This is a genomic window from Mycobacterium sp. MMS18-G62, from assembly GCF_053877835.1.
Map to the genome: position 1 here is coordinate 1,146,977 of NZ_CM132662.1, position 15,462 is coordinate 1,162,438.

At 65.2% G+C, this 15,462-nt stretch carries 15 protein-coding genes and 1 tRNA gene; 9 read left to right on the top strand and 7 right to left on the bottom strand.

The features are described 5' to 3' along the window. Window positions 1-5: 5 nt before the first annotated feature. The 5 genes from ACWW36_RS05695 (at window position 6) to ACWW36_RS05715 (ending at window position 5,066) form a co-directional block, all read left to right on the top strand. A complete protein-coding gene (locus ACWW36_RS05695; protein ID WP_456140619.1) occupies window positions 6-1,082 on the top strand; it encodes an NAD(P)H-dependent amine dehydrogenase family protein in 1,077 nt (358 codons plus the stop codon). Further along, the gene (locus ACWW36_RS05700) at window positions 1,079-3,109 is read left to right on the top strand and encodes an oxidoreductase (RefSeq protein WP_456140620.1); all 2,031 of its coding nucleotides are present in this window, start codon (window positions 1,079-1,081) and stop codon (window positions 3,107-3,109) included. Before ACWW36_RS05695 ends, ACWW36_RS05700 begins: the two co-directional genes overlap by 4 nt. Window positions 3,110-3,121: 12 nt before the next feature. Then, a complete protein-coding gene (locus tag ACWW36_RS05705; protein ID WP_456140621.1) occupies window positions 3,122-3,562 on the top strand; it encodes a nuclear transport factor 2 family protein in 441 nt (146 codons plus the stop codon). Continuing rightward, window positions 3,558-4,412, top strand: coding sequence for an SDR family NAD(P)-dependent oxidoreductase (locus ACWW36_RS05710; RefSeq protein WP_456142373.1), 855 nt, complete (start codon window positions 3,558-3,560; stop codon window positions 4,410-4,412). The genes ACWW36_RS05705 and ACWW36_RS05710 overlap by 5 nt, the downstream gene beginning before the upstream one ends. A 105-nt stretch (window positions 4,413-4,517) precedes the next feature. Continuing rightward, window positions 4,518-5,066 carry a hypothetical protein gene (locus tag ACWW36_RS05715; RefSeq protein ID WP_456140622.1) on the top strand — a complete coding sequence of 183 codons (549 nt, stop codon included), beginning with the start codon at window positions 4,518-4,520 and terminating at the stop codon, window positions 5,064-5,066. Here ACWW36_RS05715 and ACWW36_RS05720 read toward each other — a convergent pair. The 3 genes from ACWW36_RS05720 to ACWW36_RS05730 all read right to left on the bottom strand — a co-directional run bounded on the left by ACWW36_RS05720 (window position 5,063) and on the right by ACWW36_RS05730 (window position 7,425). After that, entirely contained in the window at window positions 5,063-5,515 is a 453-nt protein-coding gene (locus ACWW36_RS05720; RefSeq protein WP_456140623.1) for a TIGR03618 family F420-dependent PPOX class oxidoreductase, read from the bottom strand. The genes ACWW36_RS05715 and ACWW36_RS05720 overlap by 4 nt on opposite strands. Next, window positions 5,508-6,083 carry a TetR/AcrR family transcriptional regulator gene (locus ACWW36_RS05725; protein ID WP_456140624.1) on the bottom strand — a complete coding sequence of 192 codons (576 nt, stop codon included), beginning with the start codon at window positions 6,081-6,083 and terminating at the stop codon, window positions 5,508-5,510. The genes ACWW36_RS05720 and ACWW36_RS05725 overlap by 8 nt, the downstream gene beginning before the upstream one ends. A 163-nt stretch (window positions 6,084-6,246) precedes the next feature. Beyond that, a complete protein-coding gene (locus tag ACWW36_RS05730) occupies window positions 6,247-7,425 on the bottom strand; it encodes a glycosyltransferase (RefSeq protein ID WP_456140625.1) in 1,179 nt (392 codons plus the stop codon). A gap of 73 nt (window positions 7,426-7,498) precedes the next feature. On the opposite strand from ACWW36_RS05730, the gene ACWW36_RS05735 reads away from it, so the two are divergent. Beyond that, window positions 7,499-7,903 carry an HIT family protein gene (locus ACWW36_RS05735; RefSeq protein WP_456140626.1) on the top strand — a complete coding sequence of 135 codons (405 nt, stop codon included), beginning with the start codon at window positions 7,499-7,501 and terminating at the stop codon, window positions 7,901-7,903. Window positions 7,904-7,906: 3 nt separating this feature from the next. Here ACWW36_RS05735 and ACWW36_RS05740 read toward each other — a convergent pair whose 3' ends face one another. Together ACWW36_RS05740 and ACWW36_RS05745 are read right to left on the bottom strand one after the other, a co-directional pair. Then, window positions 7,907-9,337, bottom strand: coding sequence for a sensor histidine kinase (locus ACWW36_RS05740; protein ID WP_456140627.1), 1,431 nt, complete (start codon window positions 9,335-9,337; stop codon window positions 7,907-7,909). Window positions 9,338-9,390: 53 nt separating this feature from the next. Next, window positions 9,391-10,110, bottom strand: a complete 720-nt coding sequence (locus ACWW36_RS05745; protein ID WP_456140628.1) for a response regulator transcription factor — start codon at window positions 10,108-10,110, stop codon at window positions 9,391-9,393. 127 nt (window positions 10,111-10,237) lie between these two features. Here ACWW36_RS05745 and ACWW36_RS05750 point away from each other — a divergent pair, with 127 nt between their 5' ends. After that, complete coding sequence (locus ACWW36_RS05750; protein ID WP_456140629.1) at window positions 10,238-10,942, top strand: hypothetical protein; 705 nt, start codon at window positions 10,238-10,240, stop codon at window positions 10,940-10,942. A 2-nt stretch (window positions 10,943-10,944) separates the two neighbouring features. Here the strand turns inward: ACWW36_RS05750 and ACWW36_RS05755 are convergent, their stop codons facing one another. Next, a complete protein-coding gene (locus ACWW36_RS05755; RefSeq protein ID WP_456140630.1) occupies window positions 10,945-11,253 on the bottom strand; it encodes a hypothetical protein in 309 nt (102 codons plus the stop codon). Between the two features lie 92 nt (window positions 11,254-11,345). On the opposite strand from ACWW36_RS05755, the gene ACWW36_RS05760 reads away from it, so the two are divergent. Together ACWW36_RS05760 and ACWW36_RS05765 are read left to right on the top strand one after the other, a co-directional pair. Further along, window positions 11,346-11,420: transfer RNA gene (locus tag ACWW36_RS05760), tRNA-Thr, on the top strand. Window positions 11,421-11,646: 226 nt separating this feature from the next. Continuing rightward, window positions 11,647-14,643, top strand: coding sequence for a Kelch repeat-containing protein (locus ACWW36_RS05765; RefSeq protein ID WP_456140631.1), 2,997 nt, complete (start codon window positions 11,647-11,649; stop codon window positions 14,641-14,643). 66 nt (window positions 14,644-14,709) lie between these two features. Here ACWW36_RS05765 and ACWW36_RS05770 read toward each other — a convergent pair whose 3' ends face one another. Continuing rightward, window positions 14,710-15,336 (bottom strand): FHA domain-containing protein, encoded by a 627-nt coding sequence (locus ACWW36_RS05770; protein WP_456140632.1) that lies wholly within the window; start codon window positions 15,334-15,336, stop codon window positions 14,710-14,712. Between the last annotated feature and the right edge of the window lie 126 nt (window positions 15,337-15,462).

The following is a 15,462-nucleotide window of genomic DNA, read 5'->3' on the forward strand; positions in this document are numbered from 1 at the left end:
ACCGGATGAGCAGCCCGTTGCGCGTATTCCAGGTGGCGTCGGGAAACGTCGGCACCGAGATGATCAAGCGCATCCAGAACCATCCGGATCTGGAGCTCGTCGGGCTGCACTGCTATTCACCGGACAAGGTTGGGCGCGATGTCGGCGAGATCGCCGGCATCGGCCCGCTCGGCTTGACCGCAACCGGAACTGTCGACGAGATCCTGGCCGCGCGTCCGGATTGCGTGACGTTCCATGGGGTTTGGCCCGACATCGACCTGTACGTGCAGGTGCTCGAGGCCGGTATCAATGTCGTCACCACGGCCGACTGGATCACGGGACACCACCGCAACACCAACCACCGCCGCAACGGCGAATGCGAATCCGACATCCTGCAGGCCGCGTGCGAGCGGGGTAGTTCGACGTTCTACGGCACGGGCATGAACCCCGGGCTCGCGCAGATACTGACGATCGTGCATTCCGCCGACGTCGCCGACATCGAGAGCGTCACGTGCATCGAGTCGGTGGATGTGTCCTGCCACCACTCGGCGGAGACATGGGAGAACTGCGGCTTCGGCAGGCCGGTCGACGATCCCGAGGTGCCGCGGCTCCTTGAACTCGGAACGCGGGTGTTCGAGGACGGCGTGCGCTTGATGGCCGACTGCCTGGACATCGATCTTGACGAGGTGCAGTTCCGCTACGAATTGGGCGCTTGCACAAAGGATGTCGACCTGGGCTGGTACCAGTTGCCCGCTGGATCGCTGGGCGGTTGTGTGCTCAGATACGTCGGCACGGTGGACGATGAGAAGCGGGTCGAGCTGCGCATGGACTGGCAGATGACCCCGCACACCGATCCGAATTGGGACATCCAGGGCTGCTACATCACCAAGATCGAGGGCGATCCGTGCATCTACAGCAAGCACATGATCCTGCCGAAGCCGGGCACCGACTTCTCCTCGGTCGAGGCGTTCGCGACGATCGGCATGACCGTGACGGGGATGCCGGCGCTCAACGCGATCCGCGGGGTCTTCGACGCCCCGCCGGGCATTCTCACTAGCGCAGACCTACCGTTGCGCGCGTTCGCCGGCCGATTCAAACGGTGACTCGGCTTTCCGCTCTTCGCCCGAGCGGCTCATCGCCATTCCGGCTCTTGCTCCAGCCGGGCCAGATCGGCTCGATGGCGCTGCGGAACCGGCTGGTGATGTCTCCGATGGAGACGATGTACGGCACGCCGGAAGGTCTGCCGTCGGAACGGACGCGCGACTACTTCGCCGCCCGCGCCAAAGGTGGCGTCGGGCTGATCACCGTCGGCGCCACCGGTATCGACCACCATCACCCGGAGACGCCGGGCGGTTTACATCTCGCCACCGATGCGGCCGTCGACGCCCACCGTGCTCTGGTTGAGGCGGTCCACGAGCACGGCGCCAAGATTCAGCCGCAGATCGTGCACGCCGGCCCGGACGGCCTGGGGCCGGAGATGCACGGGGTGACTTCCATTGGGCCGTCGGTCATTCCGTCGTATCTGACCGGCCGGCCGTCAGCCGAAGTCACCCGCGAACAGCTCATCGAGGTGTTCGATCTTTTCAAAGCGGCGGTACGGCGGGCCGCCGAGGCCGGATACGACGGCATCGAGCTGCACGCCGCACATGGCTACATGTTCCTCGGCTCGTTCCTCGCGCCGCAGCGCAACCGGCGCACCGACGACTACCGCGGAGACTCCGTCAAGGGTCGCATCCGGGTGGTGCTCGAGGCGCTGGCCGCCATCCGCTCGGAGATCGGAGATGCGCTGCCGATCACGCTACGCATCTCGGGCTATGAACGCGTCGCGGGCGGCCGGCCGATGTTCGAAACCGCTCAGGTGGCACCGCAATTGGTCGCCGCAGGCGTCAATGCTTTTCACGTCAGCGGCGGGGTGATCGACCGGCTCGTCACCGGTATGGTCAACTCTGCCGACGACGGCGACACTCTCAACGTCGGTGCGGCCGCCGCGGTCAAGCAGGTCGTCGACGTGCCCGTCATCGCCGTCGGGCGTATCCACGATCCCGAGCGCGCCGAGCAGATCCTCGCCGACGGTCGCGCGGACTTCATCGCGATGGGCCGCCCGATGCTCGCCGACGAGGAGCTGCTCAACAAGGTGGCGTCCGGCGATGTCAGCCGCGTCCGTAAGTGCATCTCGTGCGAAAACTGCATCGACGCCATGGAACAACGCTTCTCGGTCGACTGTGCGGTCAACCCGCGGACCGGCAAAGAGCGCGAACTTGCCATACACCGCCCGCCGCGCGCCAAGCGAGTGGTGGTGATCGGCAGCGGGCCTGCGGGCATGGAGGCGGCGCGGGTGGCCGTTGAACGCGGGCACGACGTCACGCTGTTCGAGCGCAATAACCAGACCGGCGGCGCCCTGCTGTGGGCGTCGATCCTGCATCCCGAAAACGAGCCCTTCCTGAGATGGCTGCGCGACGAGGTGGGCCGCAGCCCGGTGAAGGTCGAACTGGGGCACGAGGTTTCGGCCGACGACGTCGTCGGCCTGCAACCCGACGCGGTGGTGGTGGCCAACGGCGGCCAGGTCGTGGTGCCCATCATCCCCGGCGCGGATTTGCCGCACGTGCAGACCGGGCAGGCGCTGCGAGAGCGGTTCGGTGGCTGGCGTCAACGACTCGTCCGGCCAAGGGCCGTCCGCATGGCGTCGAAGGCGTGGATGCCGATGGGGCGCCGCGTGGCAATCGTCGGAGCCGATCTCGTGGCCTTGGAACTCGCCGAATTCCTTGCTGCCCGTGGACGTCTGGTGACCGTACTCGAAGCGGACAAGACCATCGCGCCGGAACTCGGCAACAAACGAAAGACCGAACACATGGATCGGCTGGATCGACTCGGAGTGGCCGTCCATGTCAGGGCGGCCGTCGAGCGGATCGTGCCCGACGGCGTCGTCTTCACACCCTTCGGGGGCACAAGCCGCCAGCTCGCCGCCGACAGTGTCGTCGTCGCGGGCACCCTGCAACCGAACACCGAGCTATACGAGAAGCTCGTTGCCGCCCTCCCCAATACCGCCGTGCACGCTGCAGGTGACTGCACCGGGCTCGGACTGATCCGTAAGGCCACCGAGGACGGCGCCCGCGCCGCCTGCGCCATCTAACAAAGGAGTGAAATGTCCGAAAACAGCACTGAGACAGTAGAGAAGACACCCGTAGTGATTGCGTCGGAGTCGTCGTGGCGGTGCGTGCAGGCAGGTGACAAGGACGGCTGGCTGGCGCTGATGGCCGACGACATCGTCATCGAGGACCCGATCGGCGATGCGTTCACGAATCCAGGTGGCACCGGCGTGCGCGGCAAGGAGGCCGTCGCCGCGTTCTTCGACACCAACATCGGTCCGAATCAGCTGACGGTCACTCGCGAAGAGACGTTCACGTCGAGCTCGCCGACGGAGATCGCCTACATTCTGGTGCTGCGCACCAAGTTTCCAAACGGCTTCACCGCCACGGTGCGGGGCGCGTTCACGTACAAGGTCAACGACGCCGGCCTGATCACCAACCTGCGCGGCTACTGGAACATGGACGCGATGCAGTTCTCGCAGGAGGAGCGCAATTAGCCTGAGCGGCCACGGTGCCGTCGTCGTCGGCGGTACCCGCGGAGTCGGGCTTGCGGTGGCCGAACTGCTCGCCGAACAGGGCGCCGGCGTGATCGTCAACGGACGCGACGCCGACGCTGCAAGTGAAGCGGCTCAACACATTACCGGTGCAGTGGCGTATCCGGGTTCGCCCGCGGATCCATCGACGGCCGACGCGCTGATCGACACGTGCATGCAGGAGTTCGGTCGGATCGATATTCTGGTGAACTGCGCGGGAACCGCGGGACTGGCCAGCGAGTCGATCCTGAATGTCACCAGCGCGCAGTTCCGAGACCTGCTCGACGCGCACGTCGGCACCACGTTCGAGACATGCCGCGCCGCGGCACCGCACATGGTCAAGCAGGGGTCGGGGTCCATCATCAACACCAGCTCATTCGCATATCTCGGCGACTACGGCGGAACCGGCTACCCGGCAGGCAAGGGCGCGGTCAACGGTTTGACGATGGCGATCGCAGCCGAACTCAAAGAGTACGGCGTCCGCGCCAACGTCATATGCCCCGGCGCGAAGACGCGGCTGTCGACCGGTCCGGAGTACGAGGCCCACATCATCGGGTTGCAAGCGCGCGGTCTGCTCGACGACGCGAGCACCCAGGTCGCCCTCGACGCTCCGCCGCCCGAGTACGCCGCACCGATGTACGCCTACCTCGCGAGCGATCTGGCCAAGGACGTGACGGGCCAGATCTTCATTGCTGCGGGTGGGTTCGTGGGGCGCTTCGACCGGCTGGCACCTTCTCTACTGGCCTACCGCGACCACCACGACTCACCGCCGTGGACCGTCGAAGAGATCCACGGCATGCTGGCAAAAGATTAGCGCCACTCGCCACTTCGCCTGGATACATCTCGGCAAACTAGAGTTTCCTGTGAAAACCCATGCAGAGCGCGACAGCGGTGGAAGCAGCTAATATCATCGATTTTCGTGAGCCTGCTGGCCAACCCCGCTTCCTCAACAGCACGGATATCCGTCCGCGCTGGGCGGTCAAGATCATTAGCTGAACGCGCCGCCGCCGAGGCATTTGTCCATCTAATGCACCGCTGCCGGGTTCGTCAGTACGACATCGCCGCCGAATCGTGGATGCAGGCCGATGACCGCCCCGTCGCCGGCGGGACAAGCCGCGAGATCGTGCGCCACTACCGGCTGGCGCCACCGTTCTGGCCGCTGACGATCAAATCCGACGAGCCCGCGTTGACCGGCTTTGGGGTCAATGCTCATGCGGTGGTGATCCGGTACGCAGAACGGACCTTCCCGTTGAGTGGCCCAGGAGACGGCTTCACCGCTGTGCGTACACAATTCGGCCCCGGCTGCCGCGAGGTGTTACGCCGCGCCACCGGGACCAATCCGTCCTTCATCTGCGAGCCGCTGTCGCCATTGGAGGCGGAAGAGGTCGTGAGGGCACACCTCATTGATGCGGCGATGGCGTTGGCAGAGGGGCGAGGCCCACTCGTCACGCGCGCGCCCAACGCCTAACCGGGTGTCGGATTCGTGTAGACGCGGCGAGGAGCGACCAGCACGGCGGCCCGTCGTTCTTCTGCCATGACTCGGTCATAGGTGTCCCAATCGTCGTGTGTTCCACCGGCAGCCTTGAAAATGTCACGCAACAAGCCGGCCAGGGCCGGACCGTCGAAGTCGGGATGCGGGTCGTCGGGGCCGAGGATCTCGGCGTTCCCCTCGACCGTCGCCCACTGCCAACCGGCCCGCGCAACGATGGTGGCGCGGGGGTCCGCACGCAAATGATCCAGTTTCCGCGTACCACCGGCCGCCACGAGCCCGACGACCTGCTCACCGGTCAGTGGATGCGGCAGAACTCCGGCGTTGACCACCGACGACTGGGCGCTGCCGTCCTCACGCAACGTGGTCAACACGCAAAGCCCATGATCCATCGGCACCAGCTCCGCGAACGCTCTCACATCAGTCATGAAAATTTCCTTCCAGAGTGTCGATCCATTTTTCGAGCCGCCGAGCCCGACGACTCATCAGGTCCGGTTGCCCCAGTGCATTGGTGAGAACCGCGCTGCCCTGGTAGCCGACGAGAAGGTCGACCGCCAGGTCGTGTGCATCGCGCCGTCCCATATCACGGAATTGCCGCTCAGCCCAATCCAATTGGATCTGCATCAACACCGAACCTGATCCGTGTGCCTGCTTGGCCAGCTCCGTACACAAGGACCCGTGCGGGCAGCCGTACTGAGCCATCGCGTCGGCCTGCTCTGCCAGGAACCGCACCAACGCTTTGAGCCGCGCCTTGGGACTGCGATGCCGCCGTTCGAAATCCGCAAGTGTTGATTTGATCTGCTGTGCTTGCGTCTCCACGACCGCGCCAATGATGTCGTCTTTGGTCTTGAAGTAGTAGTAGACGTTGCCCACCGGCACATCCGCCGCCTCGGCGATGTGGGCGAGCGTGGTCCGGGCGACGCCTTGGCAGTACACCAGCCCCTGCGCGGCCGTCACCAACCGCTCTCGCTTACCAGGTCGCTCGGAGTCAGACATCGCACCCACCGCTTGTTGTCGGACCCCCCAGCCTATGTTAGTTGGGTAACTAACTCAAGCGAGAGACCAAAGACAGGCCTATAGCTGACTACAGCCGTCGAAACTGCTGACAGATCGCAAAATCAGCGAAAATCGCGATCTCCCCGCAGTTTCGGCACAGGGGCTAGGCGCTGAAAACCCTTCGCAGCGCGACGAACCGGATCAGCGTCGCAACAAGATTCGCAACGACCAGCACCGACAGTTCGGCCCCCTTGCCGACCGTCGGGTCGAAACGGTGCAGCACGAACAACGAGCCGCTGGTGATGGCCAACCCGAACGCGAACACCAGCAGGCCATGTAATTGATGGCGCGCGACGCCGGTGCGTCCGCGGATCCCGAACGTGAACGCGCGGTTGGCCGCCGTGTTCGCGACGGCGGTGAGCAACAACGCCGCCAGGTTCGCGGCCTGCGCGCCCATCGCCGGATGCAGCAACAGATACAGCAGCGCGAACGCCACGGTACTGGCGATGCCTACGATGCCGAATCGCACCATCTGGCCGACCATGCCGCGCGGGACGCCGGGCACCAGCGGCTCGCGGCCGAGGCTGTACTGAAGCTCGCGCACCGGCAGCGCGCCACTCGCCAGCGCGCGGCCCACCCTCCAGCAGCCTTTGAGGTCGTTGATCGCGGTGCTCACGATGTCGACGCGCGAGTCCGGGTCGTCGACCCAATCGACGGGGACCTCGTGGATGCGAAGGCCCGCACGTTCTGCGATGACGAGCAGCTCCGTATCGAAGAACCAACCGGTGTCGGCGACGAGCGGCAGCAGCCGACGGGCCACGTCAGCGCGTAACGCCTTGAACCCGCACTGCGCATCGGAGAACCTGGCGCCGAGCGCACTGCGAAGGATCAAATTGTAACTGCGCGAGACGAATTCGCGTTTCGGACCGCGAACCACCCGCGATGTGGCGGCCAGCCGCGAGCCGATAGCGATGTCCGAGTGCCCCGAAATCAGCGGCGCCACAAGTGGCATCAACGCCGCCAGGTCGGTGGAAAGGTCGACATCCATGTAGGCGACCACGTCAGCGTCCGAGCCCATCCACGCGGTGTACAACGCCCCACCGCGCCCCTTCGCATCCAGGTGGATGACCTCGACATCGTCGAGCTCGGTTGCGAGCGCACGCGCCACCGCCAACGTGTTGTCGGTGCTGGCGTTGTCCGCCACGGTGATTCGGGACCGGTACGGCACCTCAGTCGCCAGGTACTGATGCAGTCGCCGGATGCTGCCCGGCAGATCGCGTTCTTCGTTGTAAACCGGGATCACGATGTCGAGCACGCAAGTGCTCACCGCCAGCTCGGTCACGCTTCATACAGTCTCCGAACAAGCTGCTACCCCACTGCCGCGTACCTGGGAGCTTGCTGGAATGCTCGTGCCCATGGCGACCGTCTTCACCAAGATCATCAACGGCGAGATCCCCGGCCGGTTCGTCTATGAGGACGACGACGTCGTCGCGTTCTTGACGATCGCGCCGATCACGCACGGCCACACCCTCGTGGTGCCGCGCGCGGAGATCGACCAGTGGCAGGACGTCGACACCTCGGCCTTCAACAAGGTGATGGGCGTCGCGCAGCTGATCGGCAAGGCCGTGACCAGGGCATTCGACGCCGACCGCGCCGGCGTGATCATCGCCGGACTCGAAGTGCCTCACCTACACGTGCATGTGTTCCCGGCACGCGAGCTGAGCGACTTCGGGTTCGCCAACGCCGATCAGAACCCGTCGCAGGAATCCCTTGACGAGGCACAGGCGAAGATCAAAGCGGCCCTTGCCAAGCTGAGCTGACCCTCAGCGCACGGGCGCGGGTACGTCGGCGATACGCGGCAGGTTGACGGTGAAGCGGCACCCTCGGCCGGGTGCGGTCGTGACGCTGACGGTGCCGCCGTGGGCGTAGACCAGCGAATCGACGATCGACAGCCCTAGGCCGGTGCCGCCGCTGGCCCGGGCGCGGGACGAGTCGGCGCGATAGAACCGCTCGAACACGCGGTGGGCGTCTTCGATGCTCATGCCGGGACCCTCGTCGCACACCTCCAACACCGCGTGGCCGTCGACGGTGCCAACCCGGACAGTGATGCCTGCATTTTCGGGAGTGTGCTGCAGGGCGTTGGCGACCAGATTGCCCAGCACTTGACGCAGCCGGGCCTCGTCGCCGAGCACTTCGGGCGTGCCAGGTCCGTCGAACACCTCCAAGGTGATATTGCGTTGCGGCGCAATGGATTGCGCATCGTGGACGGCGTCACTGGCCAACGCAAGCAGGTCGACGCGGTGCCGTTCGAGCGGTCGTTGCGCGTCGAGGCGGGCAAGCAGCAACAGATCCTCGACGAGCAAACCCATTCGGCGAGACTCGCTTTCGATGCGGCTCATCAACATCTCGATGTCGTTGGCGGCGCCTTGGCGGTACAGCTCGGCGAAGCCGCGGATCGTCGTCAGCGGTGTGCGCAGTTCGTGGCTGGCGTCGGTGATGAACCGTCGCATCCGGTCCTCCGACGTGCGGGCCTGCTCGGCAGATGACTCCGACGTCGCCATGGCCCGCTGGATCTGTGCGAGCATTCCGTTGAGCGCCAACGAAAGTCGGCCGACCTCGGTGCGCGGATCACGCTCGGGAACACGGCGGTCGAGTTGACCGGCGGCGATCGCGGCTGCGGTCTGCTCGACTTCGACCAGCGGGCGCAGGCTGCGGTGAACGACCCAGTAGCCGGCGACGCCGAGGACGAGCAGGACCGCCGCGCCGATGCCGACTTGGGCGTAGGTCAGCGCGCGAACTGTCGACTGCACATCGGATAGGTCGATCGCGACCGTGGTGAGTTCGCCGCGGAGGCCACGCACGGTCATCGCGCGCCATTCGACCTTCGAATGGTTGATCGAGCCGAGCGTGACGGGTACGGGACCGACGTCGTTGTCGTCGGGCAGCGCCGGTTCGGCGTCGCGGTCGTTGACCGCCATCCACGTACGACCGTCGGGATCGATGCCTCGAACGTAGAAGTTCGACGGTGGCCGCGCGGGGTTCGGGCCTTCGACGGGCGGGGAAGGCCGGCGAGGGGCCTGGGCCCAGCTGCGCGAGGCGTCGAACAATGTCTGGTCGACGCGGTTGATCAGGCTGTGCTGCAGGATCGATGTGACCGCGATACCGGAGGCGAGCAAGCCGCATGCCACCAGCACGAGGGTGGCGGCCACCAGCCCAACTCGCAGGGGTATGCCACGTCCGCGCAGTACGGCCACCCCTCTATTGTTCGCCAGAAGCTAGCTGCGTTCTCGGCGCTTCACGCAAGCGCTCATCGCGGTTCACGCAGGACGTACCCAACGCCCCGCAGTGTGTGCAGCAGTCGCTTCTCCCCGGTGTCGATCTTGCGGCGCAGGTAGGAGACGTAGGACTCGACGACGTTGACGTCGCCGCCGAAGTCGTAGCGCCACACGTGGTCGAGGATCTTGGGCTTGGACAGCACGGTGCCTGCGTTGATGATGAAGTAGCGCAAGAGGGTGAACTCGGTCGGGGACAGCGAGACGGGCTGGCCGGCTTTCCACACCTCGTGGGTGTCCTCGTCGAGCTCGATGTCGGCGAAGGTGAGGCGCGACGTGCGCTGCTCTTCCACACCACGCCCGGACCGTCGCAGGATCACCCGTAGCCGCGCGACCACCTCTTCCAGCGAAAACGGCTTGGTGACGTAGTCGTCGCCGCCGAGCGTCAGGCCGGCGATCTTGTCCTGCAGCGAGTCGCGGGCGGTCAGGAACAGCGCGGGCGCATCGATACCGTCTGCGCGCAGGCGTCGTAGCAGCCCGAAGCCGTCCATGCCGGGCATCATCACGTCGAGGATGACTGCGTCCGGGCGGACCTCGCGCGCCTTGTCCAGGGCGGCGGGCCCGTTGGACGCCGTGTGGACCTCGAACCCTTGGAACTTGAGGCTCACCGAGAGGAGCTCGACGATATTGGTCTCGTCGTCGACGACGAGGACCCGCGCCTCAGGAGTGTTCTCGGGTAGTGCAGCCATCGCCATCCCGCTAATGTCGCTGACCTCGCTTGGAATTATCCTGCGTGAAGTCTGTCAACTTCCTGTGAGTTTAATTCCAGGCACTATGCCCAAGCAGCGAGTACGCCGACCCTACGCTCATAGACTGAACTGCATGAACCTCGGCAAAACGCTGACGGACCTGGCAACCGCACCGGTAAAGGTAGGCCTGGCGGTCGCCGACGCCGGCCTCGAGATCGCCAATGACGCGCTCGGGCGGGCCAGGTCAGGGTCGGGTTCGGTGGCGCACATACTCGGCATCGACGACGCGGTCGAACGCGCGAATCGCCTGGCCAGGCTGATGGACGAGGACCAGCCGCTTGGCCGCGCGCTCGCGCAGGACGGGCCGGTGGACCGGTTGCTGCGGCCGGGCGGTCTGGTGGACCGGTTGACCGCGCCAGGAGGAGTGCTGGATCGGCTGACGCAGGAAGACAGCGGCCTGATGCGTGCGCTGGAGCCGGGCGGTCTGGTGGACCGGCTGCTTGATGACGACGGGATGATCGAGCGGGTGCTGGCCGAGGACGGTGTGGCCGAGCGGCTGTTGGCCGAGGGTGGGGTCATCGACACGTTGACCGCGCGCAACGGCCCGCTGGAGCAGCTGGCGTCCGTGGCGGACACGTTGAACCGGCTGACGCCGGGGTTGGAGGCGCTGGAGCCGACGATCGAGGCGCTGCGCGAGGCGGTGATCACGCTGAGTCAGGTGGTCAACCCGTTGAGCAATATCGCCGACCGGATTCCGTTCCCCGGGCGTCGGCCTCGCGGGCGACCGTCGTCGTCACGTCCCGTGACGTCGCAACGCATCGTCGACGTCGACGAGTGACGTCAGTCGTCGCCCTCGACCGTCTCAATGCTGTCAGAGATGCTGTCCGGAGTCGGGGGTCGCTCGTCCTTCCCCCATTTCTGAAGTAGCAATACGACGGCACCGCGCAACATGCGCACGTACTCATCGACATCGCCCGAATCCTTGTATTCCTTGATGCGGCGTGCGATGTCGGGCACCGACGGTTCAAGGGCGGTTGCGATGCTCAGCCCCAAACGGCCCTCAGCACTGGCGCTCTGGTCAAGGAGAGTCAGTAGCCGCTCGATTTCGGGCCTCGTCAACCCTGGATAGACATTCGTGAAGTCGCTCAACAAATCGTCTTTGACACTCAACAGCCCGCCACACTTTCGTCCACGGGCAGCGGGGTGCCCAGCCGAGGCACCCGATAAACTCTGTGCCGCAGGCCTCCTTAGCTCAGTGGTAGAGCATTCGCCTTGTAAGCGAAAGGTCATCGGTTCAATCCCGATAGGAGGCTCCACTGGATGCGGCTCGCTGGAGCAGGGCTCAAGATTCGGCAGCGAGCGTTTGCAGCTGCCCGCCGACTGAAGCTGCGACTTCCCCGAGTTCACAACGTAACTACCCACCTGTCGGCGCCGATTGGATTTGCAAGTGGCGGCGTGCGCAAACCCAACTCCGGTGAGTTTGTGTTCGCTACTGTTGAAAATCGCGAATCATCCGGCTGACAGGGGAGGACGATCGGCACTATGGCCGGAGAACGCACGGAGGCCACCCCACCCCCGGGACGGGGCGGGATAGCTGCGGAGTTGACAGCGGCGGGCTTCGTGGACGCCGTCGAAGTCGGTCGGGGCGGCGCGGGCGTTGTCTACCGCTGCTACCAAACGTCACTCGCGCGAAGCGTCGCCATCAAGGTGATGGCGTCTGATCTGGACGAAGCGGATCAGGAACGTTTTCTGCGTGAGGGTTACGCGATGGGCGGGCTCTCCGGACATCCGAACATCGAAAACATCTTGCACGTCGGAGTGACCGACACCAACCGGCCATACATCGTCATGCCTTTCCACGCAGCCGGCTCCCTGGCGGAGCGGCTACACCGGGTTGGCCGGATCGCGTGGCCTGATGCATTGCGGATCGGAGTGAAGTTGTGCGGGGCGCTGGAAACGGCGCACCGGGCCGGCACACTGCACCGCGATATCAAGCCCGCGAATGTGCTCGTCGACGATTACGGCGAACCGCAATTGAGCGACTTCGGGATCGCGCGCATCGAAGGTGGATACAAAACAGCGACCGGGGTGTTCAGCGGCACCATCTCCTACACCGCGCCGGAGGTGCTGTCCGGAGATCCGCCGACGATCGCGGCAGACGTGTACTCCCTTGGCGCCACAATTTTCGCCCTGATCGCCGGGACTGCCCCACACGAGCGCAAACCCGGCGAGGAGCTCGTCGCCCACTACCTGCGGATCCGTTCGACGCCCGTGCCGGACCTACGTCCACAGGGAATCCCGGCCGACGTGTGCGCCGCCATCGAGAAGGCGATGTCGACTGACCCTGCGGCACGGCACACATCCGCGGCGGAATTCGGGCGCGAATTGCAGTTGGCGCAGCGTCACAACGGACTGATGCCGGACTCGATGGCGCTAAATGAGCCCAAACGTGAGCCAGAGCCGACACTTGGCATGCCGCCGATGCCCCTGTCGGGGCCTACCGGTGAGACGTCTTCAACCGCTCCCCCCTCGCAGGGCGAACCAAGCGGGCCACCGGCGCCTCCGCCACCGCCGGACGCGCCCCTGCCGAGCGCGCCTTGGCCGATCCAACAGCCCAGCGGGCCAACCGCTATCACACGAATGAGGCGCAACCGCAAACCCCTGCTGATCACCGCTGCGGCCGCCTTTGGAGTGCTGGTATTGGTGCTCGGCGGTGTCTATTTCATTTCATCGCGCGATTCAAAGCCCGAAGCCAACGACGGCATCGCACACCCGAGCCGACCGACCGCCGAAACGCAGGTGGGTTGGCAACCGATCACGAATGCGCGCGTGGCCCGTGAGGCGGTGGCGACCACCCAGGCCGACGGCACCATCTGGATTTTCGGCGGCCTGGGAGGGGACGGTCACGTCAGCGGGCGCCACGAAGGCTATGACCCTGCCATTGACAACTGGAAGGGCGGCGACGACCTACCCGTTCCCGTGCAGCATGCGATGGCGGTGACCTGGCAGGGGACCCCGGTTGCGCTTGGCGGCTGGCGGACCGAGGGCAGCAATCCAAAGGTCGCGACGGACCGTGTTTGGCGGGTCGTCAACAGCCGCTGGGTGGAGCTACCGCCTCTCTTGCAGCCTCGGGCGGCAGGGGCCGCCGCGGTCGTCGGCGACCGCATCGTCGTCACCGGTGGTGTGGACACCAACGGCAAGCTGCTGAACACCACCGAGATCTTCGACGGCAATTCTTGGACGCTTGGCAACGCACTCCCGACTCCGCGACAGATGTTGGGTTCGGCATCAGATAGCAAGGTGGTGTACGCCGTTGGCGGAACCAACGGGAGCTCTGACCTGAAGACGGTCGAGGCGTACGACCCGGCCGCAAACACGTGGACTACCTTGCCCGATCTTCCGGAGGCGCGCAGTGACCTCGGCGTGGCGGTCACCGACGGCCGACTGGTGGCTGTCGGAGGCACGTCGGCGGATCAAGTCCTCAAGAGCGTGACGGCGCTTGATCTCGCGACACTGACGTGGGCTGGTTTGCCGGACATGGACACGGCGCGGCACGGCATGGCGGTCGCCGCTGTGGGGAAGTCGGTGTATGCAATCGGCGGGTCCACCGCTGTTGGCGACGGTCAGGTCACGTCGTCGGCGGAATCGCTGAAGCTGGCAGCGCGCAGGACGCAGCCCGAATCGCAATGGCGGACCCTGCCGAACGCGCCGACCGCGAGGCTGCAGATGGCGTTCACTGAGCTCGACGGCAAGATTTGGATCATCGGCGGTATGACCAAGGGCGGCACCGCGTTACGGACCGTCGAAAGCTACGACCCGCAGACCGGAGCGTGGCAGCCGCAGCCTTCGCTGCCCATCCCCTTACACCACGCGACGGCGGCGGCCTACCGCGGCGAGGTGGTGGTCATCGGGGGCGCCAGCGAGAACCTCGCGCAAGCGTCGAACAAAGTTTTCGCGCTGCGTGGAGGAAGCTGGGTGGAGCTGCCGACCCTCGGACATGCCCGTGCAGCGGCGGCGGCAGCGGTCGTTGGTGACATGCTCGTGGTCGTCGGCGGGCAGAACTCGAAACAGCTCGTCCCGCAGACTGAGGTGTTCGACGGGGCGTCCTGGAAGCAGGCGGCCGACCTGCCGACCCCGCGCGAACACCTCGCCGCGGTGTCGGATGGCGTCTACGTGTACACGGTGGGTGGACGGTTCCTGTCCTCCGACAAGAACACCGCGGCGTTTGAGCGCTTCGACCCGCAATCCGGGAAATGGGTCGAGCTGGTGGACATGCCGTCTCCGCGCGGGAGCTTCGGCGCCGCGTTCATCGATGACCGGATCGTGGCTGTCGGTGGCGAGGAACCCACCCGGGTGCTGGGCACGGCAGAGATGTACGACATCGCTGAGTCGAAGTGGATCACGCTGCCGCCGATGCCGACCCCGCGGCACGCAGAGGCGGTCGTCGCGGACGGTTCGACCGTGTATTGCATCGGGGGCGCCGACCGGCCCACACATGAAGGCCCAGTTCCGACGATCGAGGCCCTCGACTTCTCCTAACGCCCGCGATTCGCCATGCTTCGAATCCGATTGCAGCGCAGACCATTTCGATTCACGGGAGTGGGCTCACCCTTCGGAAGTACCGTCGTCGCGCAACATGGCGATGGTGACAGCCCCGCGCCGGAGGGCCTCATTGGCCAGACGGACCCGACGCTCACCCTCTGTGGGGATCGCGAACTTGTCGTACAAATTCAGTAGGTGCTGTTTGATCGCCGCCTCTGAAACGAATAGCTCCTGAGCCATCCGACGAACCGACGCAGCCTCGGGAAACGGGTCGTCGGAAACCAGGGGGCGGCACAAGACCACTAGGACCTCGAGTTCGCGCCGGGTCAGGCGCGGCGGGAGCTGTGCGGGGACAGCAGAAACCGTTGGTTCACGAGACGTCGTTTCGTCGCCTTCCTTTACCTCCCAGAAGATCAACCGTGACTTGCCGACTCGCAACTCGTCGCCAGAACGCAGGACTCGTTCGGCCCCGATCTTCTCTCCGTTGAGATAGGTGCCATTGCGACTACCCACATCCCGTACCGACCAAGCAAACCCGAGGTTTTCCAAAACGGCGTGCAAGCGGGAGACGGTCGAATCGTGCTTGAGCGACACGTCATTGGTTGAGGCCTTACCGACGGTCACTCGTTGGCCGCCCAGTGTCATCAGCTCCCGTCCTGACGGCTTCCAGATTTCCAGGTGGGAAGGCATATACAGAGCCTATTGGTCTTAGCCAATTCTCGATTGCTTACCGGGCGGCTAGAAAATCCTTGCCTTTCAGCGGCGGAATCTGGCTTGCCAACGATTACGCAGCGACGACCTGATCACGACCATTTC

Bases quoted from the DNA above. Each gene is read 5' to 3' on its own strand.
- ACWW36_RS05695 (WP_456140619.1), top strand. From the start codon at position 6: ATGAGCAGCCCGTTGCGCGTATTCCAGGTGGCGTCGGGAAACGTCGGC.
- ACWW36_RS05705 (WP_456140621.1), top strand. From the start codon at position 3,122: ATGTCCGAAAACAGCACTGAGACAGTAGAGAAGACACCCGTAGTGATT.
- ACWW36_RS05720 (WP_456140623.1), bottom strand. From the start codon at position 5,515: ATGACTGATGTGAGAGCGTTCGCGGAGCTGGTGCCGATGGATCATGGG.
- ACWW36_RS05725 (WP_456140624.1), bottom strand. From the start codon at position 6,083: ATGTCTGACTCCGAGCGACCTGGTAAGCGAGAGCGGTTGGTGACGGCC.
- ACWW36_RS05735 (WP_456140626.1), top strand. From the start codon at position 7,499: ATGGCGACCGTCTTCACCAAGATCATCAACGGCGAGATCCCCGGCCGG.
- ACWW36_RS05745 (WP_456140628.1), bottom strand. From the start codon at position 10,110: ATGGCGATGGCTGCACTACCCGAGAACACTCCTGAGGCGCGGGTCCTC.
- ACWW36_RS05750 (WP_456140629.1), top strand. From the start codon at position 10,238: ATGAACCTCGGCAAAACGCTGACGGACCTGGCAACCGCACCGGTAAAG.
- ACWW36_RS05765 (WP_456140631.1), top strand. From the start codon at position 11,647: ATGGCCGGAGAACGCACGGAGGCCACCCCACCCCCGGGACGGGGCGGG.
- ACWW36_RS05770 (WP_456140632.1), bottom strand. From the start codon at position 15,336: ATGCCTTCCCACCTGGAAATCTGGAAGCCGTCAGGACGGGAGCTGATG.